Source organism: Streptomyces sp. CB02056 (assembly GCF_001905545.1).
Lineage (GTDB): Bacteria > Actinomycetota > Actinomycetes > Streptomycetales > Streptomycetaceae > Kitasatospora.
The window spans coordinates 741,138-762,867 of record NZ_LIPD01000007.1 but is presented as its reverse complement, the minus strand read 5'-3'; the positions used below and the strand labels follow the sequence as shown (position 1 = coordinate 762,867).

Annotated in this window: 19 protein-coding genes; 7 read left to right on the top strand and 12 right to left on the bottom strand. The window is 72.0% G+C overall.

The window, feature by feature from the left end; all coding sequences use genetic code 11:
• Nucleotides 1-29 precede the first annotated feature (29 nt).
• Nucleotides 30-1,070: a helix-turn-helix domain-containing protein gene (locus tag AMK13_RS22175; protein WP_074003768.1), complete on the bottom strand. Its 1,041-nt coding sequence runs from the start codon at nt 1,068-1,070 to the stop codon at nt 30-32.
• 107 nt (nt 1,071-1,177) lie between these two features.
• Here AMK13_RS22175 and AMK13_RS22170 point away from each other — a divergent pair, with 107 nt between their 5' ends.
• On the top strand, nt 1,178-1,504 hold the full coding sequence (locus tag AMK13_RS22170; RefSeq protein ID WP_143204602.1) for a hypothetical protein: 327 nt from the start codon (nt 1,178-1,180) through the stop codon (nt 1,502-1,504).
• Nucleotides 1,505-1,512: 8 nt separating this feature from the next.
• The gene (locus AMK13_RS22165) at nt 1,513-1,740 is read left to right on the top strand and encodes a hypothetical protein (RefSeq protein ID WP_049653014.1); all 228 of its coding nucleotides are present in this window, start codon (nt 1,513-1,515) and stop codon (nt 1,738-1,740) included.
• Nucleotides 1,741-1,962: 222 nt separating this feature from the next.
• On the opposite strand, the gene AMK13_RS22160 is transcribed toward AMK13_RS22165, so the two are convergent.
• Entirely contained in the window at nt 1,963-2,409 is a 447-nt protein-coding gene (locus AMK13_RS22160) for a hypothetical protein (protein ID WP_074003766.1), read from the bottom strand.
• 75 nt (nt 2,410-2,484) lie between these two features.
• Entirely contained in the window at nt 2,485-2,616 is a 132-nt protein-coding gene (locus AMK13_RS45990) for a hypothetical protein (RefSeq protein ID WP_274538695.1), read from the bottom strand.
• On the opposite strand from AMK13_RS45990, the gene AMK13_RS22155 reads away from it, so the two are divergent.
• Entirely contained in the window at nt 2,615-3,328 is a 714-nt protein-coding gene (locus AMK13_RS22155; protein WP_074003765.1) for an HAD family hydrolase, read from the top strand. The two genes, AMK13_RS45990 and AMK13_RS22155, sit on opposite strands and share 2 nt — an antisense overlap.
• A 91-nt stretch (nt 3,329-3,419) precedes the next feature.
• Here AMK13_RS22155 and bioD read toward each other — a convergent pair whose 3' ends face one another.
• The 3 genes from bioD to bioB are packed head-to-tail and all read right to left on the bottom strand — an operon-like array spanning nt 3,420 to nt 6,716.
• Nucleotides 3,420-4,154 carry a dethiobiotin synthase gene (bioD, locus tag AMK13_RS22150; RefSeq protein WP_074003764.1) on the bottom strand — a complete coding sequence of 245 codons (735 nt, stop codon included), beginning with the start codon at nt 4,152-4,154 and terminating at the stop codon, nt 3,420-3,422.
• Nucleotides 4,151-5,461, bottom strand: coding sequence for an adenosylmethionine--8-amino-7-oxononanoate transaminase (locus tag AMK13_RS22145; RefSeq protein ID WP_074003763.1), 1,311 nt, complete (start codon nt 5,459-5,461; stop codon nt 4,151-4,153). Before AMK13_RS22145 ends, bioD begins: the two co-directional genes overlap by 4 nt.
• A 28-nt stretch (nt 5,462-5,489) precedes the next feature.
• Nucleotides 5,490-6,716, bottom strand: coding sequence for a biotin synthase BioB (bioB, locus tag AMK13_RS22140; protein WP_074003762.1), 1,227 nt, complete (start codon nt 6,714-6,716; stop codon nt 5,490-5,492).
• A 305-nt stretch (nt 6,717-7,021) separates the two neighbouring features.
• On the opposite strand from bioB, the gene AMK13_RS22135 reads away from it, so the two are divergent.
• Entirely contained in the window at nt 7,022-7,873 is an 852-nt protein-coding gene (locus AMK13_RS22135; RefSeq protein ID WP_143204601.1) for a hypothetical protein, read from the top strand.
• A 106-nt stretch (nt 7,874-7,979) separates the two neighbouring features.
• Here the strand turns inward: AMK13_RS22135 and AMK13_RS22130 are convergent, their stop codons facing one another.
• Nucleotides 7,980-10,472, bottom strand: coding sequence for a DEAD/DEAH box helicase (locus AMK13_RS22130; RefSeq protein WP_380717171.1), 2,493 nt, complete (start codon nt 10,470-10,472; stop codon nt 7,980-7,982).
• Nucleotides 10,473-10,955: 483 nt separating this feature from the next.
• Here AMK13_RS22130 and AMK13_RS22125 point away from each other — a divergent pair, with 483 nt between their 5' ends.
• A complete protein-coding gene (locus AMK13_RS22125) occupies nt 10,956-12,917 on the top strand; it encodes a PIG-L family deacetylase (protein WP_074003759.1) in 1,962 nt (653 codons plus the stop codon).
• Between the two features lie 21 nt (nt 12,918-12,938).
• Here AMK13_RS22125 and AMK13_RS22120 read toward each other — a convergent pair whose 3' ends face one another.
• From AMK13_RS22120 to AMK13_RS22110, 3 genes are read right to left on the bottom strand one after another with little or no spacing between them, the layout of a single operon-like run.
• Nucleotides 12,939-13,649, bottom strand: coding sequence for a hypothetical protein (locus AMK13_RS22120; RefSeq protein WP_074003758.1), 711 nt, complete (start codon nt 13,647-13,649; stop codon nt 12,939-12,941).
• Nucleotides 13,650-13,686: 37 nt separating this feature from the next.
• A complete protein-coding gene (locus AMK13_RS22115) occupies nt 13,687-15,915 on the bottom strand; it encodes a hypothetical protein (RefSeq protein WP_074003757.1) in 2,229 nt (742 codons plus the stop codon).
• 31 nt (nt 15,916-15,946) lie between these two features.
• The gene (locus tag AMK13_RS22110) at nt 15,947-16,399 is read right to left on the bottom strand and encodes a hypothetical protein (RefSeq protein ID WP_074003756.1); all 453 of its coding nucleotides are present in this window, start codon (nt 16,397-16,399) and stop codon (nt 15,947-15,949) included.
• A 177-nt stretch (nt 16,400-16,576) separates the two neighbouring features.
• Here AMK13_RS22110 and AMK13_RS22105 point away from each other — a divergent pair, with 177 nt between their 5' ends.
• The gene (locus AMK13_RS22105) at nt 16,577-17,782 is read left to right on the top strand and encodes an 8-amino-7-oxononanoate synthase (protein WP_079272345.1); all 1,206 of its coding nucleotides are present in this window, start codon (nt 16,577-16,579) and stop codon (nt 17,780-17,782) included.
• A 23-nt stretch (nt 17,783-17,805) separates the two neighbouring features.
• Here the strand turns inward: AMK13_RS22105 and ligD are convergent, their stop codons facing one another.
• Nucleotides 17,806-18,813, bottom strand: a complete 1,008-nt coding sequence (gene ligD, locus AMK13_RS22100; protein ID WP_198959405.1) for a non-homologous end-joining DNA ligase — start codon at nt 18,811-18,813, stop codon at nt 17,806-17,808.
• Nucleotides 18,814-18,879: 66 nt separating this feature from the next.
• On the opposite strand from ligD, the gene AMK13_RS22095 reads away from it, so the two are divergent.
• Nucleotides 18,880-19,941 (top strand): ATP-dependent DNA ligase, encoded by a 1,062-nt coding sequence (locus tag AMK13_RS22095; protein ID WP_074003755.1) that lies wholly within the window; start codon nt 18,880-18,882, stop codon nt 19,939-19,941.
• A gap of 79 nt (nt 19,942-20,020) precedes the next feature.
• Here the strand turns inward: AMK13_RS22095 and AMK13_RS22090 are convergent, their stop codons facing one another.
• Complete coding sequence (locus tag AMK13_RS22090) at nt 20,021-21,490, bottom strand: serine hydrolase domain-containing protein (RefSeq protein WP_079272344.1); 1,470 nt, start codon at nt 21,488-21,490, stop codon at nt 20,021-20,023.
• Nucleotides 21,491-21,730: the final 240 nt, after the last annotated feature.

Here is a 21,730-nt window from a genome sequence, read left to right as displayed (position 1 = left end):
CCCGCCGAAGCGGCAGGGCGGCGAGGGAGTCAGACGCTCCCGAACTCGCCGGACTTGACGCCCGTGATGAAGGACTGCCAGGCGTCCGTACCGAAGGCGAGCTGCGGGCCGTCGGGGTCCTTGCTGTCGCGGACGGGGAGGACGCCCGGGAGGCCGGGGGCGACCTCGATGCACTGGCCGCCGCCGTCGCTGTACGAGGACTTCAACCAGGAGGCGGGCTTGACCGTCGCGATGGGGAACATGGCTTGGATCTCCTTGAGCCGGGTGCGGATGAGCGCCAGCGAGTCCGCACATGAGAGGGCTTGGGCCTGGAGCCAATCGTAAACCCTTGACAGGGAACGGATCTTGTCCTCGTCGTCCCGCTCGACGTAGCCCCGTTGGATGGTTTCGAGGTAGGCCATCCAGTCCCCATCCGGGGAGGTCAGGAGCGTGAATGGCTTGCTCGAGGGGAGGTCCTCGCCCAGGCTGGACGGCGCGATCTGCAGCATGACGTGGGGAAGGCCGGCGACGCTCTCCAGTCGACGGAGCTGCTCGGCCATGACGAAGGGGCCGCCGACGGGCCGCAGGCAGCTCTCCTCCATGATGATGTGGACGGAGGGGGCGGGGTCCCGGTACAGCAGGGCCTGCCGCGCCATCCGGACATTCAGGCGCTCGATGGCCTTCTCCTCGGGGATGTCGCCCCGCCGGGCCGCGGCGTAGATGAGCGCGGAGGCGTAGGCCCGCGTCTGGAGCAACCCGGGGATGACGTTCATCTCGTAGATCTTGAGGGCGGTGGCCTTGCGCTCGTGCTCGATGTAGGCGAGGAACCCGCCGATCAAGGCGCTGCTCTTGGCCGTCCAGTACAGGAGTTCAAGCGCCTGGCAGGTGTCGAGTTCCTTGTCGCACCGCCGAACGAGGGGCAGCGGCGCGGGGCGGTCGCCGTTCTCGATCATGGAGATGAGTGAATCGCTGTAGTTGGTCCGCCGCCCGAGCTGGACCTGCGTGAGCCCCCTGGCCGTGCGGAAGCGCCGGAGCTGAACGCCGATGGCCGCGTCCGGCGACGAGGTGGGGTCTACTTCCCGATGGGGCATGGTGATTACCCGATTCCACAGTGCTCGCTGTCAAAGTGAAGCTCTTCCGATGCTAGCCGTGATTGGCCACTCTTGGTGAGGGGATAGCAACAGAGAGGAACTAATCGGTGGATATGACGAACAGTCAATGCGGCGAAAGCCTCGTCCTGCGGCGGAACTTCCCGCCGTGCCGATGCGCGCAGTGCGGCGACGCCATCCCCGAGGCGCGGATGAACGCCTCCGCCATGACCCCGGCGGCGCCGCCCGTGCGACGGGTTGCGCCGCCGACCACCCCCTACCGGCCCTCGACCGTCGGCGAGCGGGTCTTCGACGTCCGCTCGGGTCGCTGGGCCGCCTTCATGGGGTGGCAGCACGGCCGCGCCTACCTCCGGCCGCTCGCCGGCGGCGTCGAGTGGGACACCGAAGCGCGCTGGCTCACCGACACCGAACAGTGAGATGCCCCATGAGCAGCATGATCGACAAGATCACGGCGGAGGACCGTCGCGCCGCGGCCGACGTCCTCGACGACCTCCAGGCCGTCCTGAACGCCGCCGACGTGAAACTCCCGTCCCTCGGCATCGACTGGCGCTCGGCCAAGGCCACCGGCGTCATCCTGATCGACCTCGGGGCCGCCCGGCCGGACGTCATCGAGCGGCTGGTCGTCGTCCTCCGCAGAGGTATGCGGCCGTAGCCGGAGCCGGCGTCATCACCGCCGGAAGCCTCGTGTTCGCGGCATCGGTCCTCCTGCTGATTCCCGAGCGCGTGCCTCCGGTGGCGAGTGCCCTGGTGTTCGTCCTCGTCTTCCTCGCCGCCTCGACGGGCGCGTTCATGCTCGTGGCGGGCTGGATGAGAGTACGCGCATAGCAGCGCGGGCTTCGAGTCGTCTCGAAGCCCGCGCCGAATTCCCGGTCCCTCAGGTGCCGTTGAGGGCGTAGCTGCGGAACGTGGCGAGCAGGGGCAGGACTTCGGTCTTGCTCGGGTCCTCGGTGACGGCCCGCATCGCGTCGATCACCGTGTGGGCGATGATCTTGATGACGGGGAGGTCCTCCGACGGTGCCAGGGTGCCCCAGGCCTTGAGGGTCTGGGTGAGCAGGGCGCTCATCCGGGCACCGATGTTGGAACTGACGGCGTCGGAGATCTCCGCGATCTCCTCGTCGCTCATGGTGGCGCGCAGCCCGAACGCGAGCGCCATCAGGGTGTCCATGGCGTGCTCGCCGTACGCGGCGACCAGCGCCGGGAGCGGCCGTTCACCGGGCCCGCTCGCCGCCAGGGCGGTCAGTGCCTCGTCGTCGTCCTTGAACGCCGCCTCCAGGGCGGCCAAGGCCCGCAGGGCCTCGTCTGCGGTGAGCCCGTCTGTCATGGAAGAACGGTATTGAGCCATCCCCGCTTCCGACAGTGGCGGAAGCCGGGATCACCCCTTCGAGCGAAGCGGGCCCTATTCGGGCCGGTACGCGCCCTCGAAGTGCTCCGCATCCCAGCCGCCGCCCAGCTCGGGGGCGAGTGCGGTGACGGCGAGGGCGGCGAAGTCCTCGGCGCGGCCAGCGCGTTCCGCCAGAATGATCGACATGACGATCCGTGGAGTGCTGTTCGATGTCGATGGAACCCTGTACGACTACGAGAAGGCCGAGGAGTTCGGTCTTCACGAACACCTGGTGGCCGAGGAGCTCTCCGACCGGTTCGAGTCGCCGGCGGAGGCGCTGCGTGTGTGGCGGGAAGTCAGGGAGGAGGAGTACCCGCGCTTCCTGAGCGGCGAGTTGACGTTCGCCGCCCAGAAGGCCGAACGAATACGGCGATTCCTCGCACAGGCCGGGGTGGTCGGCGCACTTGAGGTGACGGACGAGGCGGCTACGGCGTGGTTCGCGAGCTACGCGGTACGGAGGGACGTGGTCCGGCGGGCGTTCGACGATGCTCAACCGACGCTGGGCGCGTTGGCGGGTCGATTCCGACTCGGCGTCGTATCGAACTCGGTGACTGCGCACCAGCGCGCGAAGCTGGATGCGATCGGGCTGCTCGGCTACTTCACGGAGCCGTTGGTCTGCTCCCAGGAGCACGGTGCCGCCAAGCCGGCGGCGAGCATCTTCCTGGCGGGCTGCGAGGCCCTGGGATTGGCGCCGGCCGAGGTGGCCTACGTGGGTGACGACTACGAGAAGGACGCGGTCGGAGCGCGGGACGCAGGGTTGCGGGCCATCTGGCTGGACCGCTCGGTTTCCCGAGGGCCCGGTGCCGTGGACGCGGGTATCCGGGTGATCGCCTCGTTGACGGAACTGACGGGTTTGTGATCGGGCAGGTGGCGCACTGGAGCGGCACTGGGCCGACAGCCGTACCGCGGGAGGTTCCGGGATCGGCTTCGCGCCCTCGACGAGGCCCGGCCTAGTCGGGCCGGTGGGCGTGCGCGAACTGCTCGGCATTCCAGGTGCCGCCGAGTGCGGGGGCGAGTGCGGTGACGGCGAGGGCGGCGAAGTCCTCGGCGTGGCCCGCGCGTTCCGGGAGGGCGCCGAGGAGGGGGGCGCCGGCGGAGCGGGGGAGGTCGGCGAGGTTGCAGCGCTCGGCGAGGCCGGGCTCGGCGGGCCAGGAGCCGACGAGCACGCCCGCGAGGGGGAGTTCGCGGGCCGCCAGGGCCTCCGCCGTGAGGGAGACGATGTTGAGCGTGCCGAGACCGGCGGAGGCGATCAGCAGTACCTCGGCCGGGAGCCCGGCGTCGAGCACCGCCCGGGCCTGGTCGGCGAGCGTGCGGCCCTCGTCGTCGTAGCGGACCAGCAGTCCGCCCGCGCCCTCCACCAGCACCAGGTCGTGGGTGGCGGCCAGTTCGGCGACCTCGGTCACCACCTCGGCGGGGGAGAGGTACGGCATCCCGGCCCGTCGGGCGGCGGTGTCGGGTGCCAGCGGCTCGGGGTAGCGCACGAGCTCACGGATCGTCAGTTCGCCTGCCAGGCGCCGGACTTCGGCCGCGTCTCCGGGCTCATCCGGCGAGACGCCGGTCTGTCCCGGCTTGAGCACCGCGACCTTCCGCCCGGCCCGCAGCGCCGCCGAGGCGACGGCCGCGGTGGCGACGGTCTTGCCGACGTCGGTGTTGGTCCCCGTCACGAACAGGATGCGCGCGTTCATCCGGACACCGCCGCGGCGGTCACGGCGGCGGCGATGCGTGCCACGTCCTCGTCCTCCGTCACATAGGGGGGCATGGTGTAGATCAGGTCCCGGAAGGGCCGCAGCCACACGCCTTCGCGCGCCGCCGCCTCGGTCGCCGCCGGGACGTTCACGGGGTGGTCCAACTGCACGACGCCGATGGCGCCCTGGACCCGTACGTCCTGTACGCCGGGCAGTCCGGCCGCGGCCGCGAGGCCCTCGGCCAGTCCGGACTCGATGCGCTTGACCTCCACCGACCAGTCCTGCCCGAGCAGCAGCTCCAGCGAGGCGTTGGCGACGGCGCAGGCCAGCGGGTTGCCCATGAACGTCGGCCCGTGGGCGAGCACCGGTACCTCGCCGCGGCTGATCCCGTCGGCGACCTCGCTCGTGCACAGTGTGGCGGCCAGCGTCAGGTAGCCGCCGGTCAGCGCCTTGCCCAGGCACATCACATCCGGCGAGACGCCCGCGTGGTCGGCGGCGAACAGCGCGCCGCTGCGCCCGAAGCCGGTGGCGATCTCGTCGAAGACGAGCAGCACCCCGTACCGGTCGCACAGGTCGCGCAGCATCCGCAGGTAGGCCGGCGAGTGGAAGCGCATCCCGCCGGCGCCCTGGACCACCGGTTCGACGATGACGGCGGCCAGCTCGTCGGCGTGCCGGGCCATCAGCTCCTCGAACCGCGCCGCGTACGCCGGGTCGAGCGGGGCGTCGAACCCGGCCGGCGGCTCGGGGGCGAACAGCTGGCCGGGCAGTACCCCGCCCCACAGGTGGTGCATCCCGCCGTCCGGGTCGCACACCGACATCGGGTGGAAGGTGTCCCCGTGGTAGCCGCCGCGCCAGGTGAGCAGCCGGCGCTTGGCCGGCCGCCCGGTGGACTGCCAGTACTGGAGGCACATCTTCATCGCGACCTCGACGGCCACCGAACCCGAGTCGGCGAGGAAGACGTGCCGCAGCGGCTCCGGGGTGATCTCCACCAGCGTGGCCGCCAGCCGGACGGCGGGCTCGTGGGTGAGCCCGCCGAACATCACGTGGCTCATCCGCCCCAGCTGGTCGCGCACGGCCTCGTCCAGCACCGGGTGCCGGTAGCCGTGGATCGCCGCCCACCAGGACGACATCCCGTCGACCAGCTCGCGCCGCCCGCCCGCGACCGGTTCGGCCAGGCGCAGCCGCACCCCGGAGGCGGACTCGACCACGTACGGGGTGACGGTCCCGGGCATCGGCCCGTACGGGTGCCAGACGTGGGCGCGGTCGAGGGCGAGCAGGTCGGTCGCGGATACGGGCGGCTGGAGCATGGTGCGTTCTCCGGAGGAGTCGGAACTGTCAGGCGTTGGGCGCGAGTTCGGTGCCGGCGCCGCGGCGGCGGACCTTCACCAGGTCGCCGCGGAGCTCGTCGTCCGATGCCTCGGACGCCTCCCCGGCCGGTGCGGACGGGGCGTGGGCGTGCCCGCCGCACGGCCCGCAACCGCCGCCGCTGCCGCACGCGGAGGCCGCGCTGCCGCAGCCGCCGGAGGCGTGGCCGGCCTGGGCGGCCTCGGCGACGTCCGCGCGGTGGCGCGGCAGGGTGGCCTCGCCGGCGCCCTCGACCTCGAAGCCGGCGTCCTTGATCATGTCGAGGTCGGTCTGCCCGGCCTGGCCCTCGCTGGTCAGGTAGTCGCCGAGGAAGATGGAGTTGGCGATGTGCAGGCCGAGCGGCTGCATCGAGCGCAGGTGCACCTCGCGGCCGCCGGCGATCCGTACCTCGGTGTCCGGGTTGACGAAGCGGACCATCGCCAGGATGCGCAGGCAGCGCTGCGGGGTGAGGTTCCACTCCTTGGCGAGCGGGGTGCCCTCAAACGGGATCAGGAAGTTGACGGGGACGGAGTCCGAGCCCAGCTCGCGCAGCGCGAAGACGACGTCGACCAGGTCCTCGTCGCTCTCGCCCATGCCGGCGATCAGGCCGGAGCAGGCGGACAGCCCGGCGCCGTGCGCCTTCTGCACCGTGTCGACCCGGTCCGCGTAGGTGTGGGTCTTGGTGATGGTCCCGTAGGTGTTCTCGGAGGTGTTGAGGTTGTGGTTGTAGGCGTCGGCGCCGGCCGCCTTGAGCCGCTCCGCCTGGTTGTCGGAGAGCAGGCCGAGGCAGACGCAGATCTCGACCTCGGGGTCGGCGTCCTTGATGGCGGCCATGGTGTCGGTGACCCGGTCGATGTCGCGGTCCGTCGGGCCGCGGCCGCTGGCGACCAGGCAGACCCGCTTGGCGCCGCCGGCCACCCCGGCGCGGGCGGCGTCGGCGGCCTGGTCCGGCTTGAGCCAGGTGTACTTGAGGATCTCGGCCTTGGACCCGAGCCGCTGCGAGCAGTACGAGCAGTCCTCCGGGCAGAGCCCGCTCTTCAGGTTCACCAGGTAGTTGAGCTTGACCCGGCGGCCGAACCAGCGGCGGCGCACCTTGCCGGCGGCGGCGACCACGTCGAGCAGCTCGTCGTCGGTGGTGGCGAGGACGGCCAGGGCCTCCTCGCGGGTCGGGACTTCGCCGCGCAGGCCCTTGGCGGTGAGGGTATCGAGCAGATCCATGGGGCGATCCTGCCTGGTGGCGATCGAGCGGCGCCAGAGCAAACCCGCCAGAAGATCGGTGTGAGGATGTGCCGATTGCCACAGTGTCGAAGGTCACGGCTCCGCCGCTGGTCACGAGCTTGACGCGGGGCCGGACCTCCGGTTACCGGCCGGTAGCGATCGGGATGGCGATCGGGATGGCGAGCGGGGTGCCGGACGGCCGGCGGCCGACCGGCGGCGGGCCGGTGGCGGGCTCCGGCGGACGATGATCCACAACCCCCGACCCCGTGATCCACGCCACGCCGGGGGTGCTTAGACTCTGCGCCATGACCACGCAGGGGGAGCACACCCCGACTCCGGGAGAAGGCCGGGACGACCGGGCAGGGCAGCGGACCGGCGGGGGCGCCGACACCGACGGGGGGACGGACCTCAGGCGGGGCCGCCGGCTGACGGGCCGTCGAGCGGCCGGCTGGATCGTCGTCGTCGGAGTGGTCGCGGCCGGCGGATGGCTCATCACCCGCCCGATGCCCGGCGACTACATACCCGGGCTCGGCCCGTCCACCAAGGACTCGTCCGCGACACCGCGCGTGGTGGGCGCCCCGCCGCCGCGCACCGACCCCGAGGCCCTCAATGTCGACAACCTCTTCCCCGCCCAGCGGCCGGTCGAGGTCGGCGCCTTCAAGGCGCGGCGCAACGGCGTCCGGCAGGGCGAGAACTGCGTCGAGGTGCTCCAGGACCGCGGCCAGGACCCGCTGAAGGACACCGGCTGCCAGGGCTACCTGACGGTCAGCTTCAGCGGCCAGGACCACCCGGTGCTCAGCAGCGTCACCCTGCTGCGCTTCCCCGACCAGCCCTCCGCCGCCAGGGCCGCCGACGCCCTGCGGACCAAGCCCGGGGCGGTCGCCTTCATGCTCGCCGACACCACCACCGGCCCCGTCCAGGCCCCGGGTGCCAAGCAGGGCGGCGACCCGCGGGTCGAGGCGGTCGGGCACTACGTGACCGTCACCAGCTCGCGGCCCGGCGACGGCCGCCCGGCGGGCTCCGCCCCGAGCGGCACCGGGGCGCCGACCACGCCCGGCCAGCCGGCCACCGGCGCGGCGCCCAGCACCGAGCAGACCCTGGACGAGGCCACCCGGGCGCTCTCCTACGCGGCGGGGTCGCCGTTCGCCTGGATGTGACGGCGCTCCCCGGCTGCGACGGCGGCCCGTTCTGACGTGACGACGCCCCCGGAAGCCGAAGCTTCCGGGGGCGTCGACGTACATCCGGCGTCGACGTACAGCCGGCTCAGCCGCCGAGCCGGTCCACCGAGGTCACCCGCAGCACCGCGCGGCCCTCCTCGTCCGAGCCGTACAGGTCGACCTCGGCGCTGATGCCCCAGTCGTGGTCGCCCTCCGGGTCGTCGAAGATCTGCCGGACCCGCCAGGAGGAGTCCTCCTCCTCGATGAGCAGCATCTTCGGGCCGCGCGCGTCCGGGCCGGTGCCGAGGTCGTCGTACTCCTCCCAGTACCCGTCCATGGCGTCCGCCCAGCGGTCCGCGTCCCAGCCGTACTCGCCGTCCAGGTCGGCGAGCTCCTCGTAGTGCTCCAGCGCGCACAGCTCGACCCGGCGGAACATCTCGTTTCGCACCAGGACGCGGAAGGCGCGGGCGTTGGCGGTGACCGGCGCCGGCTTGTCGTCCAGCCGCACCTCGGCGGCCTGCGGCTCGGTCGGGTTGGCCAGCTGCTCCCACTCGTCCAGCAGGCTGGAGTCGACCTGGCGGACCAGCTCGCCGAGCCAGGTGATGACGTCCTTGAGGTCGTCGGTCTTCACGTCCTCGGGGACGGTCTGCTCCAGCGCCTTGTACGCGCCGGCCAGGTAGCGCAGCACGATGCCCTCGGTGCGGGCCAGCTCGTAGAAGCCGACGTAGTCCGAGAAGGTCATCGCCCGCTCGTACAGGTCGCGGACCACCGACTTCGGCTGCAGCTGGTGGTCGCCGATCCACGGGTGCGCCCGGCGGTACACCTCGTAGGCGTGGGTGAGGAGCTCCTCCAGCGGCTTCGGGTAGGTGATCTCCTGGAGCCGCTCCATCCGCTCCTCGTACTCGATGCCGTCGCGCTTCATCTCGCCGACGGCCTCGCCGCGGGCCTTGTTCTGCTGCGCGGCGAGGATCTGGCGCGGGTCGTCCAGGGTCGCCTCGACGATGGAGACGACGTCCATCGCGTACGAGGGCGAGGTCGGGTCGAGCAGTTCGAAGGAGGCCAGCGCGAAGGTGGACAGCGGCTGGTTGAGCGCGAAGTTCTCCTGGAGGTCCAGGGTGAGGCGGACGATCCGGCCCTCGGCGTCCGGCTCCGGCAGCCGCTCCACCACGCCGCCCTCCAGCAGCGAGCGGTAGATGGCGATCGCGGTGCGGATGTGCCGGCGCTGCGCGGCCCGGTCCTCGTGGTTGTCGGTCAGCAGCTTGCGCATCGCCTCGAAGGCGTTGCCCGGGCGGCCGATCACCGACAGCAGCATCGCGTGGCTCACCTTGAACCGGGAGACCAGCGGCTCCGGGTCGGCGCCGATCAGCTTGTCGAAGGTCTCCTCGGTCCAGCCGACGAAGCCCTCCGGGGCCTTCTTCCGGACGACCTTGCGCTTCTTCTTCGGGTCGTCCCCGGCCTTGGCGATCGCCTTGTCGTTCTCGATCACGTGCTCCGGCGCCTGGGCCACCACCTGGCCGACGGTGTCGAAGCCGGCCCGGCCGGCCCGGCCGGCGATCTGGTGGAACTCGCGGGCGCGCAGGATGCGCACGCGCTGCCCGTCGTACTTGGACAGGGCGGTGAACAGCACCGTGCGGATCGGCACATTGACGCCGACGCCGAGCGTGTCGGTGCCGCAGATGACCTTCAACAGGCCCGCCTGGGCGAGGCGTTCGACCAGCCGACGGTACTTCGGCAGCATGCCCGCGTGGTGCACGCCGATGCCGTGGCGCACGTAACGGGACAGGTTGCGGCCGAACTTGGTGGTGAAGCGGAAACCGCCGATCAGGTCGGCGATGGCCTCCTTCTCCGCCTTCGAGCACATGTTGATGCTCATCAGCGACTGGGCCCGGTCCACCGCCTCCTTCTGGGTGAAGTGCACGACGTAGACCGGCGCCTGGCCGGTCTGCAGCAGCTCCTCCAGGGTCTCGTGCATCGAGGTGCGGCGGTACTCGTAGAACAGCGGCACCGGGCGGGTCGCGTTGCGCACCACCGTGGTCGGCCGGCCGGTGCGGCGGGTCAGGTCCTCCTCGAAGCGGCGGACGTCGCCGAGCGTCGCGGACATCAGCAGGAACTGCGCCTGCGGCAGCTCCAGCAGCGGGATCTGCCAGGCCCAGCCGCGGTCCGGCTCCGCGTAGAAGTGGAACTCGTCCATGACCACCTGGCCGATGTCCGCCCGGGTGCCGTCGCGCAGCGCGATCTGGGCGAGCACCTCGGCGGTGCAGCAGATGATCGGCGCGGTCGGGTTGACGCTCGCGTCGCCGGTCATCATGCCGACCTGTTCGGTGCCGAACATCTTCACCAGGTCGAAGAACTTCTCCGAGACCAGTGCCTTGATCGGCGCGGTGTAGAAGGTCCGCTTCCCCTCCGCCAGCGCGGCGAAGTGCGCCCCCGCCGCCACCAGGCTCTTGCCCGACCCGGTCGGCGTCGCGAGGATCACGTTGTTCCCCGACACCAGCTCGATCAGCGCCTCCTCCTGTGCCGGGTACAGCGTGATCCCGCGCTCCTCCGACCAGGCTGCGAACGTCTCGTACAGCGCGTCGGGGGTGGCGGGCTTCGGCATCAGATCAAGGAGGGTCACCCGGCTATCTTGCCTGCTCGCCGCCACCCCGGGCAAAGCCCGGTGCCGCGAGGGGAGGGCCGGAGGGGGTTCCGCGGACGTCGATCAGGCGGTGCGGGACGGCGGCGGGGCGTCCGTCCCGCTCCGGGGCGTCGCGGCGGACCGGCGGTAAAGCGCGCGGTGGACCAGGGGGAAACCGGTGGGAAGCCGGTGGGAAACCGTGCGGCGGACCGGCGGGAAAGCGGAGGGAAACCGGCGGGAACGGGGGAAACGCCGTGGTCGGCCGGGGTGCGCGGCCCGACGGAGGAACGGGTTCGTCCGGAAACGAGGATACCGGGAAGGAAGTGGGCGAAGACGTTTGAGCGTGCGTCAACTGTCTTTCCAGTACGACACGTTCGCGGAATGCGGCGCGCGGCATTGTGGACCCGGGGATGGGTTAACCTCCTTCTGGCATGCTCACGTCCCGATCTCGAATTGGGGGATCCCATGGCAATCGGACGACGACAACTCCTCGCCTCCGTCGCGCTCACCGCCCTCGCCGCACCCGTCCTGACCAAGGCGACGGCGACCCGCGCGGCCGCGGCCGAACCCGGAGCCGCAGCCGTACCCGTACCCGGAGCCGCGGCCACCGGCTCCGGACCGCTGTTCATGCAGATCGTCGCGCACGAGGACGACGACATCCTCTTCATGAACCCGGACCTCTCCAACGCCCTCGCCGACGGCACGCCGTCCGTCACCGTCTTCGTCACCGCGGGGAACGCGACCGGCGACCCCTGCGCCACCGTCTGCTGGGACACCGCCGGCGAACCGCTGCGCACCTGGAACCGGCAGATGGGCGCCGTCAACGCCTACTCCCGGATGACCGGGGTCGGCGACACCGACCCGGCCACCGACGAGGTCGGGCACTGGACGGCCGAGGCCTGGACGGTCGCCGGCAAGCAGGTCGAACGGTACGTCCTCAAGGGCCGGCCGGTGCACCTGATCTTCCTCAACCTGCACGACGCCCGGCTCGGCGGCGTGCTGAACGGCGGCACCGACACCACGGTCGTCCCGAAGGACAGCCCGCTGTCCGGGCCGTCCACCTACACGGCCGCCGACGTCGTCGAAGTACTGCGCCAGCTGATGGCGACCTACCGGCCGACCGTGCTCCGGGCCCAGGACGAACTCCCGGACCGCCGCTACTCCGGCGACCACTCCGACCACGTCGCCGCCGCGAAGTTCGCCGGCCAGGCCGCCGGCCTCTACGGCGGCAACCTGATCCAGGTGAACTACCGGGACTACAACATCGGCGACGCCCCGGTGAACCTCGACCCGGCGACGGCCGGCGCCAAGGGCGTGTTCTTCTCCGAGTACGCCGGCCACGACCACTCCGACGGGAACTACTCCGCCCTCTGGTTCTCCCGGATGTACTACCGCTGGTCGCGCGGCACCTCCTGGGCCGGGCTCAACCAGGACGGCCGGCCGCAGGTCTTCGTCGTCCGGGCCGGCGCCCTCCACACCTACTGGCGCCAGGCCGACGGCAGCTGGGGCGGCCCGCTCCGGATGGCCGACCCCGGCGGGCGGATCGCCCCCGGCATCGCCGTCGGCACCAACGCCGACGGCCGACTGGAGGTCTTCGCCCGCCGCCTCACCGACCACCACCTCCTCTCCCTGCCGCAGGCCGTGCCCAACGGCCGCTGGTGGGACAGCTGGGCCGACCACGGCAACCCCAACACCGGACTCGGCAACGAGGACCAGGTCGGCGTGCCCGCTGTCGCCAACTCCCTGGACGGGCGGCTGGAACTCTTCGTCAAGAACGGCGGCGGCGGCCTCAGCGGCATCCGGCAGACCACCCCGGGCGGGGTGTGGACGGGCACCTGGACGGACTTCGGCGGCACCGACCTCCAGGACCCGGTCGCCGCGATCCGCAACGGCGCCGGGGCGATCGAGGTGTTCGCCGCCACCCGCACCGCCGTCCTCGGCTGGCACCAGAACACCCCGAACGGTGCCCTCACCGGCCCCGACCCGATCCCGGACGCCCGCCCGGCCAGCCCGCCCAAGGCCGCCCTCGACCAGGACGGCCGCATCGAACTCGCCTACCGCGAGGTCGGCACCGGCGCGGTGCTGGTCAGCTACCAGACCCGGCCCGGCGGACCGTGGAGCCGGACCCCGGCCCCCCTCGGCGGCCACGGCGGCGTCGGCGAACCGGCCGCGGCCACCTTCGCCGGCCGCGTCGTCCTGTTCGAACGCAACGCCGCCGGCGGCGTCAGCACCACCGCCCAGACCGCCCCCGACAGCGGCTACGGCCCCTGGCAGGACCTCGGCGGCACCGTCCTCGACCACCCGGCCGCCCTCACCGACGGCACCGGCGTCCTCCACCTCTTCGCCATCGGCACCGACGGCCGGGTGTACCTCCGCACGGCCACCACCCCCACCACCTTCGGCCCCTGGCAGAGCCTGCCGCTCTGACCGATCGCCTCGGCGGCCGGGTCAGGACGGGACGCGGGGGGCGGTAGCGGCCAGCGTCACGGTGTTCCGGCACTCGTACGCGGTCGCTGCCGCCCTGCCGATCTTGAGGGCGATGTCCGTGTACGCCTGGTGGGCCTTGCGGAGGGAGGCGCCGTCGACGATGTCCCCGGAGATCAGCACGCCGAAGTACTTCGGCGGGGGCTGGTCGCTGTCGTCCCTCGGGGAGTCGAAATCGCACGGTACGTAGAGCCGGACCGACGTGTTCCCGGGGACGACGTCGCTGGCCGTGGCCCACCCGGTCGTGCCGGGGCCGAAGTCGAGCGGGGCGACCGATCCACCACTGGCATCGTTCCTCCGGTCGGCGTCGATCCGGTCGCGCGCCGGACGTACCTCCGCGTCGAGCAGGAAGGTCGCGCCCGGCCACATGACGCGGCAACGGGAGTCGCGGCTCCCCGAGGCGGGCTTCATGGGGGTGGCGATCTCGCGGGCCGGCCTGGGCTCGGTGGCCTTCCCGTCCGGGCCCGTCAGCGGCTTCAGGTCGTTCGCGTCCAGGACCCCCCAGCACGCGCTCTGTGGCAACTCCACCGACTGCCAGGGCTTCCACGCCCACAGCCCGCCGCCCACCGCGGCGGCCACCGCGAGGGCGACGGCGGCGTGCCAGGGCCGGACCCGGGATCGGCGCCGGGGCGGGTCGTCCGGGGACGGCGGGATGATGTGGGCGACGTCAACCATGTCTCAACGCTCTCGTGGCAGGTGGTGGGACGCGGGGTCAGTTCTTGTGGGTCGCATCGTGGTACAGGCTCCGGCCGCTGTTGTAGCCGGTGTCCTCCTCCTGGGCGGCTCGGCGGGCCACGTCGTTGATGTAGTTCGGGTCGGCGCCGGTGTTGCGCCCGGCGTCGTGGATGGCGTTGAGGATCGCCTGGTGCGACTTGCGCTCGGCTTCCGTCCTCGCGGTGGCGGCCTCGTCGCTGGCGTCGTTGTGGGTGTCCACCTTGTAGCTGTCGGCGACGCTGTCCATGATCTGGTTGACCGCGGTGTCGATGCCCTCGCCGATCAGGGGCGCTCCGCCCTTGATCGCGTCGCCGGCGAACGACCAGACCTGGCCGGCGATCTCCCGCTTGGTGTCGATGGCGGCGTTGAACTCGGCGTCGCTGGCGGTGTGCTTGTTGTAGATGGCTTCGATCATGGCGCTGGTGATCAGACCGTTGACCTTCCCGGCCGGGTTGGCGACGTTCTCGACCGCCATGCCCAGGTCCTTGTGCAACTCGGGGTGGGCCAGTACGTCCTGGAGCTGGGCCGTGGTGTACGCCTGCTGCGCGGTCGCTATCGAGGCATAGGCGTCCGGATCCTGGCCGAGCGCACCGAGCAGGCGCGCGACCGCGGGCTGGCCGAGGAGGTTCGAGCCGGCGCCCGCTCCCTCCAGCGCGTTCTGGACGTCGCCGATGTAGTTGGCGGTCATGTTCCCGAGGCTGCCGTTGAGGTTCGCGAACAGGCCGCCCTTGAGCAGGTCCGGGCCGTCCTTGCTGCCGAACCTGTCCACCACGCTCTTCATGATGTCGTTCATCGCGGCGGTGTGCGGGGGGAACTTTCCGTCGTCGTCGTACGCCTTGCCCGTGGTGGCCGCCTCCAGGGCGTGGCCCAGGGCGGTGACGTCGAACGGGTCGGCCGTGCCGGGGTTGGGCCGGGGTGGGTACTGCTGGTCGATGAGGACGGACCGGGGGCCGGTGTCGGTGAGCATGTCGAGGTAGGTGTTCTTGCCGCCGGTGCTCTTGACGGTGCCGTCCGGGTTGTAGGTGGTCGGGGCGTCGTGGAAGAACCTGGTGGCGGCCTCGGGGCTGTGGCCGAGCCCCTCCAGGACGGCGGACATCGGGTTGATGCCCCGGATGTTGCCGTCCTTGTCCGGCACACCGATGAACTTGAGCTCGGTGAACGGGTACGCGGCCTTGGTGGCCGCGTCCCAGCGCATCGGGTTCTCCTGGGTGAGCTGGGTGATGTGCTGGGCGACCGGCGTGAGGAAGTGCGCGTCGTACGACCCGGTCCGCAGCAGGTTGGCCATGATCTGGTAGCCGTACGGACTGTGCGCCGGGTCGGCGCCGGGCGGCACCGGGATCTGCTTCGCCCCGGCGGCGCGGAACCTCTTCTCCCACTCGTCCGAGACGTGCAGCGGCTGTTTGGTGTCGGTCGCGGTGGCCAGGGTGAGGCCCAGGTCCTGCTGGATGCCCTTGATCGCCGCGGTGCGGGCCGAGCTGTTGGCGTAGTCGCCGCTCTGCGCCATCGCGCCGTACTTGGCCATGAAGGTCGCCGGGTCCTGGTTGCCGTAGAAGGAGGTGGCGAACCGCGGGTCGTTCTTGTGGTGGTCCAGGATGTCCTGGAGGTGCTTGAGCTGGGCGTCGGAGGCCTGGTCGCCCAGGCTGAGGATGTAGGTGGCCGCCTTGGCCTCCTCTTCCGGGATGCCGCCGACGGGGTTGGCGTTGAACGCGGTGCCGTCGCTGCCGGTGTCGTCGCCCAGGGCCCTGGAGGCGTCGAGGTCGGCCTCGGTGGCGCGGTCGATCGCGTCGCCGATGGCCTTGGCGGCGGTCTCGGCCTTGGCCTTCCAGCTCTTGGCGTACTCGGCGTCCTTCTTGTCCGCCTGGTTGGTGGGCGGCGGCCAGTGGACCGCGCCCTCGCCGTCGACGGTGAGGCCGGCGTCCGTGGCGTTCCGGACCGCGGTGGTGAGGTCGTTCTTCGCGGCCGTGATCTCGGTGTGGGCGTCGCGCAGTGTCTTCGCCAGGGCCGAGGCCTCCTCGAAGGCGGCGTGGATCTGGTCGCGGGCCCAGGTGAGCTTGGCGTTGGCGAGTCCGGCGGCGTCGCCGTGCCAGCCGGACTGCTGGATGGTGCCGATGACCTCGTTCTGCATCCGCTGGGTGAGGTCCCACTTGCGGACGAGGCTCTCGAAGTCTCCCGCCGCGGAGGCGAGGCTGCCGAGGTCGACCTGATTGAGCTGACTGTACGTCACCATGGTGGTGCTGCTTCCCCCGTGTGTGCTGTGGCTAGCTGGTTGCGCCCTGCGTCTGGTTGAAGTTGGCCTGGATGTCGGAGTCGGTCCTGCTGTAACTCCGGGCCGTGGTCTGCAGGTTGGTCCCGACCTCGCCGACGGTGCTCTGGAGGCTCGCGGACTGGCTGGTCCAGGTGCCCCAGGTGCCGGTGAGCGTGCCGCCGAGGTTCCAGCCCTTGAGCGACGCGGCGGCGGCGTTGACGTGCTCGCCGGGTTGGTCGCACTCCGTCTTGACGGAGTCCCGCAGGGCGAAGGCGTTCTGCGCGGCCTGCTGGAGCGCGCCGGCGTTCACGGCGATGGTCTTGCCGCCGCCCGCCGGGGCCAGTGAGACCGGGGCGGCGTTGGCCCCGGCGAGGTCCGGGAACTGCTTCTTCGCGGCTTCGGTCAGATTGCCCTTGTCGTCGAAGAGCCACGGATTCATGCGGCGCTCGAATTCGAGGTCGGTCATTTTTCCATACCCCCCAGGTAAAGATCGGCATGGATCTTACTATTTATGCGGCGAGGAATTCTATGAATTGGATATTGATATGTGGTTAACAACTGGTGAATCACGACAGGAGTGGCCCGTCGATATGTGCCGATCCGCACATTGCCCGACGCGCGGTGGCATGCCAGAGTGCCGGGCATGAACCATCCGCTCGCGGCCGAGCCGCGCCCCTCCGCCCTCGCCGCCTCCGCACCCGCGCACGTCTTCGACTGGCTCGACGAGACGGCCGTGATGCGGGCGGAGGCGGGGCTGACGCGGACGTTGCGCAGTCGGGGGGCGGACGACGCGGTGCTGGACCTCGCGGGGAACGACTACCTGGGGCTGACCAGGCATCCGGTGGTCGCCCGGGCGGCGGCGGACGCGGCGCTGCGGTGGGGCGGGGGCTCGACGGGGTCGCGGCTGGTGACCGGGACGACGGCGCTGCACAGCGAACTGGAGGAGGAGCTGGCCGAGTTCTGCGGGGTGGAGGCCGCGCTGGTGTTCTCCTCCGGGTACACGGCCAACCTCGCGGCGCTGACCGCGCTCACCGACCCGGACACCCTGATCGTCTCCGACGCCTACAACCACGCCTCCCTCATCGACGGCTGCCGGCTCTCCCGCGCCGACGTCCACCGGGCCCCGCACAGCGACCCGGCGGCCGTGGCCGAGGTGCTCGCCGGGCGGGCGCAGCGGCGGGCGCTGGTGGTCACCGACTCGGTGTTCTCGGTGGACGGCGACGCGGCTCCGCTGCCCGCGCTGTCGCAGGCCGTCCGCGCGCACGGCGCCGCGCTGCTGGTGGACGACGCGCACGGGCTGGGCGTGCTCGGCCCCGGCGGCACCGGGGCGCTCGCCGCGGCCGGGCTGGCCGGGCAGCCGGACACGGTGGCCACCGCCACCCTGTCCAAGTCGCTCGGCTCGCAGGGCGGCGTCGTCCTCGGCCCGCGCCGGGTGATCCGGCACCTCACCGAGACCGCCCGCACCTTCATCTTCGACACCGGCCTCGCCCCGGCCGCCGCCGGGGCCGCCCTCGCCGCGCTGCGCCTGCTGCGCGCGGAGCCGGCCCGCGCCGAGCGCGCCCGCGAGGTCGCCCGCACCCTGGCCCGGCAGCTCACCGCCGCCGGACTGCACGCCTGCGAGCCGCAGGCCGCGGTGGTCTCCGTCCGCGCCCCGGGCCCGGAGGCCGCCGTCGCCTGGGCCGCCGACTGCCGCCGCGCGGGCCTCGCCATCGGCTGCTTCCGCCCGCCGTCCGTCCCGGACGGCATCTCCCGCCTGCGCCTGACCGCCCGGGGCGACCTGACGGACGGGCAGATCGCCGAGGCCGTCCGCATCGTCGCCGAGCTGGCGCCGGTGGGTGCGCGGGGCTGAGGCTCCGGAGCGGACGGAGCGTCCTACTTCTTCTTGGCCCGGCTCGGTTGCACCCGGGGGGGTTCGCCGGCGGCCTTGGGGTGGTCGGGCGGGTAGGGGAGTTCGCCGAGGCCCTCGTCGTGGAGCTGCTTGTCGTACAGCTCCAGCAGGGGCTCCAGGCGGAAGGCCTGGCCGTCCATCCCGGCGTTGAGGTCGCCGAGTTCGGCGAAGCGGGCGGGGACGGTGCGCAGGTCGAAGTCCTCGGGGGCGGCGTCGTCCAGCTCCTCCCAGCGCAGCGGGGCGGAGGCGGTGGCGCGGGGCCGGGCACGCAGGGAGTAGGCGGAGGCGATGGTGCGGTCGCGGGCCATCTGGTTGTAGTCGACGAAGATCCGCTCGCCGCGCTCCTCCTTCCACCAGGCGGTGGTGACCTTCCCGGGCATCCGCTGTTCCAGGACCCGGCCGAGGGCGATCACCGCGTGCCGCCCGTCGGTGAAGGTCCACTCGGGCACCAGCGGCACGTACACGTGCAGGCCGCGCCCGCCGGAGGACTTGGGCCAGCCGCACAGCCCGTACTCCTCCAGCAGGGCGCGCAGTTCGTGGGCGGCGCGGACGGCGTCGTGGAAGTCGGTGCCGGGCTGCGGGTCGAGGTCGATGCGCAGCTCGTCGACGTGGCCGGTGTCGGAGCGCCGCACCGGCCAGGGGTGGAAGGTGAGGCAGCCCAGGTTGGCGGCCCACAGGACGGCGGCCGGCTCGGTGGGGCAGATCTCGTCGGCGGAGCGGCCGCTGGGGAACTCGATCCGGGCGGTGGGCAGCCACTCCGGCAGGCCCTTGGGCGCGCGCTTCTGGTAGAAGAACTCGCCGTCCACCCCGTCGGGGAAGCGCTGCAGGGTGGTCGGCCGGTCGCGCAGTCCGCGCAGCACCCCGTCGGCGACGGCCAGGTAGTACTGCGCGACGTCCAGCTTGGTGAAGCCGCGCTCGGGGTAGTACACCTTGTCCGGGTTCGACAGCCGGACGGTGCGCCCGGCGACTTCCAGTTCCACGGCTGAGCCCATGCCCTTCACGCTAAGGGCCGGGCGCCCGGCGCGCGCCCCGGGGCGAAGCGGGCGAGGATCGTTCGCATGGACCTGCCCGTGATGCCACCGGTGGCGCCGATGCTCGCCAAGTCGGTGGCCAAGATCCCGCCCGGGATGCAGTACGAGGCCAAGTGGGACGGCTTCCGTTCGATCGTGTTCCGCGACGGCGACGAGGTGGAGCTCGGCAGCCGTACCGGCAAGCCGCTGACCAGGTACTTCCCCGAGCTGGTCGAGGCGTTCCGGCGGGAGCTGCCGCCGCGCTGCGTGCTGGACGGCGAGGTGGTGATCGCCCGGGACGGCCGGCTGCGTTTCGAGGAGCTGCTGGAGCGCATCCACCCGGCCGCGAGCCGGGTGAAGCTGCTCGCCGAGCGGACCCCGGCCTCCTTCGTCGCCTTCGACCTGCTCGCCCTCGGTGACGACTCGCTGGTGGACGAGCCGCTGTCGGTGCGCCGCCCGGCCCTGGAGGCCGCGCTCGCCGACGCCGCCGACCCGGTGTTCACCGCCCCCGCCGCCACCGACCTCGACCTCGCCCGGACCTGGTTCGCCGAGTTCGAGGGCGCCGGGCTGGACGGGGTGGTCGCCAAACCGCTGGACCAGCCGTACCGGCCGGGGGAGCGGAGCATGTACAAGATCAAGCACGAGCGCACCGCCGACTGCGTGGTGGCCGGCTACCGCGAGCACAAGAGCGGCCCGGTGGTCGGCTCGCTGCTGCTCGGCATCTTCGACGACGGCGGCAGGCTGCAGCACGTCGGCGTCTGCGCAGCCTTCCCGATGGCCCGCCGCCGCGAACTCGCCGAGGAACTGGCCCCGTTGCGGATGGACGACCTGTCCCGGCACCCGTGGGGCGGCTGGGCGGACGAGGCCGCGCACGCCGAGGGCCGGCTGCCCGGCGCGGTCAGCCGCTGGACCGGCGGCAAGGACCTCTCCTGGATCGCGCTGCGCCCCGAGCGGGTGGCCGAGGTCGCGTACGACCACATGGAGGGCACCCGGTTCCGGCACACGGCGCAGTTCCGCCGCTGGCGCCCGGACCGCACGCCGGAGAGCTGCACCTACGCGCAGTTGGAGGAGCCGGTCTCGTACGACCTCGGCAGGGTGCTGGGGATCTGAGGACCGGGAGGCCGAGGACGTGACGGAGGCCCGACCCGGTGAGCCGGGTCGGGCCTCCCGTACGGTCGGAGCGGGTGGGTCAGGAGATGTGCAGCGTGGCGGTGGCGCCCGCGGTGGGCGAGGCCGTCGGGGACGGCGAGGCCGTGGGGGAGGTGGTCGGGGAGGCTGTGGGGGAAACCGAGGGCGAAGCGGTGGGGGAGGCCGTGGGAGACGCAGACGCGGAGGCGGAGGCGGAGGCCGAGCCCGAGGCGGGCGGGGTGGGCAGCGTGTAGACGTTGTTCGGCGAGACGATCTGGGTGATCGCCCGCGCCACGAACGTCGAGGGCTCCGAACCGTCGTGCAGGATGTCGGTGTTGAGCATGATGGACAGGCTGGCCTGCGCCTGCGGCAGGTAGAGCACCACGCTCTCGTACCCGGGCAGCGAGCCGTTGTGGCCGATCCACCCGTGGGTGGTGAACACCCCGAAGCCGTAGCCGAGGTCGGGGGTCGGTCCGGTGGCCTTGGTCTTCAGCCGCTCTGCCTGGGTGGCGGGCTTGAGCAGCGGCTCGCCGGTGGCCAGCACCTTCGACCAGGTCCGGAAGTCGGCGATGGTGGAGATGGCGGCGCCGGCCGCCCAGCCCCAGGAGGGGTTCCAGGTGGTGGCGTCCTCGACCGCGCCGGTGAGCGTCTGGTTGGTGTAGCCGTGGGCGTGCGGGTCGGGGAAGGCGGCGTCGGTCGGCAGGCTGGTCTTGGTGAGCCCGGCGGGGGTGAACACCTGCTGGTTCAGGAAGTCCTGGAGCGGCTGCCCGCCGACCTTCTCGACGACCAGGCCGAGCACGATCAGGTTGGTGTTGGAGTACTCGAACTGGGCGTCCGGCTGGAAGTTGGCCGGGTGCTTGAACGCGTACGCGAGCAGCTGGTCCGGGGTGAAGGGGCGGCTCGGGTCGTTGAAGAAGGCCTGCTGGAAGTCGGAGTCCAGGGTGTAGTTGAACAGGCCGCTGCGCATGTCGCCGAGCTGGCGCAGGGTGATGCCGTCGCCGCCGGGCACGTTCGGGACGTACTTGGAGACCGGGTCGTCCAGGCCCAGCTTGCCCTGGTCCACCAGCCGCAGGACGGCGGTGGTGGTGAAGGTCTTGGTGACGCTGCCGATCCGCATGTACAGGTCGGGGGTCATCGGGGTCCCCGCGTCCTTGTCGGCGACGCCGAAGGCGCGCTGGTAACTGCCGTCGGGGGTGGCGTAGTCGACGATCACCCCGGGGATGGCGACCTGGCCCATCACCTGCTTGATCGCGTCGTCCAGCTGGGTCGTGACGGCCGTGGTGAGCGGCACCACCCCGCCGGAGGGGCTGCCGCCCGGCGTGGCGGACGGGCTGAGCGCGGCCGGTTCGGCGGTCACCGCCGGACCGGCCTGCCGTGCGGGCTTCGACTCCCCGGAGCAGGCGGAGACGGCGAGCAGGCCGGTCAGCGCGAGGGCGGCGGAGGCCACCCGTACGGCGGAGGCCGCCCGGACGGAGCGGGGGACGCGAACGGAGCGGGGAACGGACGGTCGCGGCCGTCGGGTGTCGGTCATCGGCGCAGGCGCCTCTCTGGGGCGGACGGCCCCGTGGCGAAGGGCCCCGGAGCGCGGCTCGGCCGGGCCGGAGCGCTGCTCCACGGGGCCGTGGGGGAACGTCGTCACCGTAAGCACCCGCCTCGTACCGCCGCGCGCGGGTCGGCGGCCGACTGGACCGAACGGGAGCACCGTCAGCCGAGTGCCCCGCCCGGCTGGCGGCCGGTGGTCGTCCACTCCGAGGGTCGAGTACGGGCCCGG

Bases quoted from the DNA above. Each gene is read 5' to 3' on its own strand.
- AMK13_RS22095 (WP_074003755.1), top strand. From the start codon at position 18,880: ATGGACCTGCCCGTGATGCCACCGGTGGCGCCGATGCTCGCCAAGTCG.
- AMK13_RS22160 (WP_074003766.1), bottom strand. From the start codon at position 2,409: ATGACAGACGGGCTCACCGCAGACGAGGCCCTGCGGGCCTTGGCCGCC.
- AMK13_RS22105 (WP_079272345.1), top strand. From the start codon at position 16,577: ATGAACCATCCGCTCGCGGCCGAGCCGCGCCCCTCCGCCCTCGCCGCC.
- AMK13_RS22090 (WP_079272344.1), bottom strand. From the start codon at position 21,490: ATGACCGACACCCGACGGCCGCGACCGTCCGTTCCCCGCTCCGTTCGC.
- AMK13_RS22155 (WP_074003765.1), top strand. From the start codon at position 2,615: ATGACGATCCGTGGAGTGCTGTTCGATGTCGATGGAACCCTGTACGAC.
- bioD (WP_074003764.1), bottom strand. From the start codon at position 4,154: ATGAACGCGCGCATCCTGTTCGTGACGGGGACCAACACCGACGTCGGC.
- AMK13_RS22130 (WP_380717171.1), bottom strand. From the start codon at position 10,472: ATGCCGAAGCCCGCCACCCCCGACGCGCTGTACGAGACGTTCGCAGCC.
- AMK13_RS22110 (WP_074003756.1), bottom strand. From the start codon at position 16,399: ATGACCGACCTCGAATTCGAGCGCCGCATGAATCCGTGGCTCTTCGAC.
- AMK13_RS45990 (WP_274538695.1), bottom strand. From the start codon at position 2,616: ATGTCGATCATTCTGGCGGAACGCGCTGGCCGCGCCGAGGACTTCGCC.
- ligD (WP_198959405.1), bottom strand. From the start codon at position 18,813: ATGGGCTCAGCCGTGGAACTGGAAGTCGCCGGGCGCACCGTCCGGCTG.
- AMK13_RS22145 (WP_074003763.1), bottom strand. From the start codon at position 5,461: ATGCTCCAGCCGCCCGTATCCGCGACCGACCTGCTCGCCCTCGACCGC.
- AMK13_RS22125 (WP_074003759.1), top strand. From the start codon at position 10,956: ATGGCAATCGGACGACGACAACTCCTCGCCTCCGTCGCGCTCACCGCC.
- AMK13_RS22115 (WP_074003757.1), bottom strand. From the start codon at position 15,915: ATGGTGACGTACAGTCAGCTCAATCAGGTCGACCTCGGCAGCCTCGCC.
- AMK13_RS22135 (WP_143204601.1), top strand. From the start codon at position 7,022: ATGACCACGCAGGGGGAGCACACCCCGACTCCGGGAGAAGGCCGGGAC.
- AMK13_RS22175 (WP_074003768.1), bottom strand. From the start codon at position 1,070: ATGCCCCATCGGGAAGTAGACCCCACCTCGTCGCCGGACGCGGCCATC.
- bioB (WP_074003762.1), bottom strand. From the start codon at position 6,716: ATGGATCTGCTCGATACCCTCACCGCCAAGGGCCTGCGCGGCGAAGTC.
- AMK13_RS22120 (WP_074003758.1), bottom strand. From the start codon at position 13,649: ATGGTTGACGTCGCCCACATCATCCCGCCGTCCCCGGACGACCCGCCC.
- AMK13_RS22165 (WP_049653014.1), top strand. From the start codon at position 1,513: ATGAGCAGCATGATCGACAAGATCACGGCGGAGGACCGTCGCGCCGCG.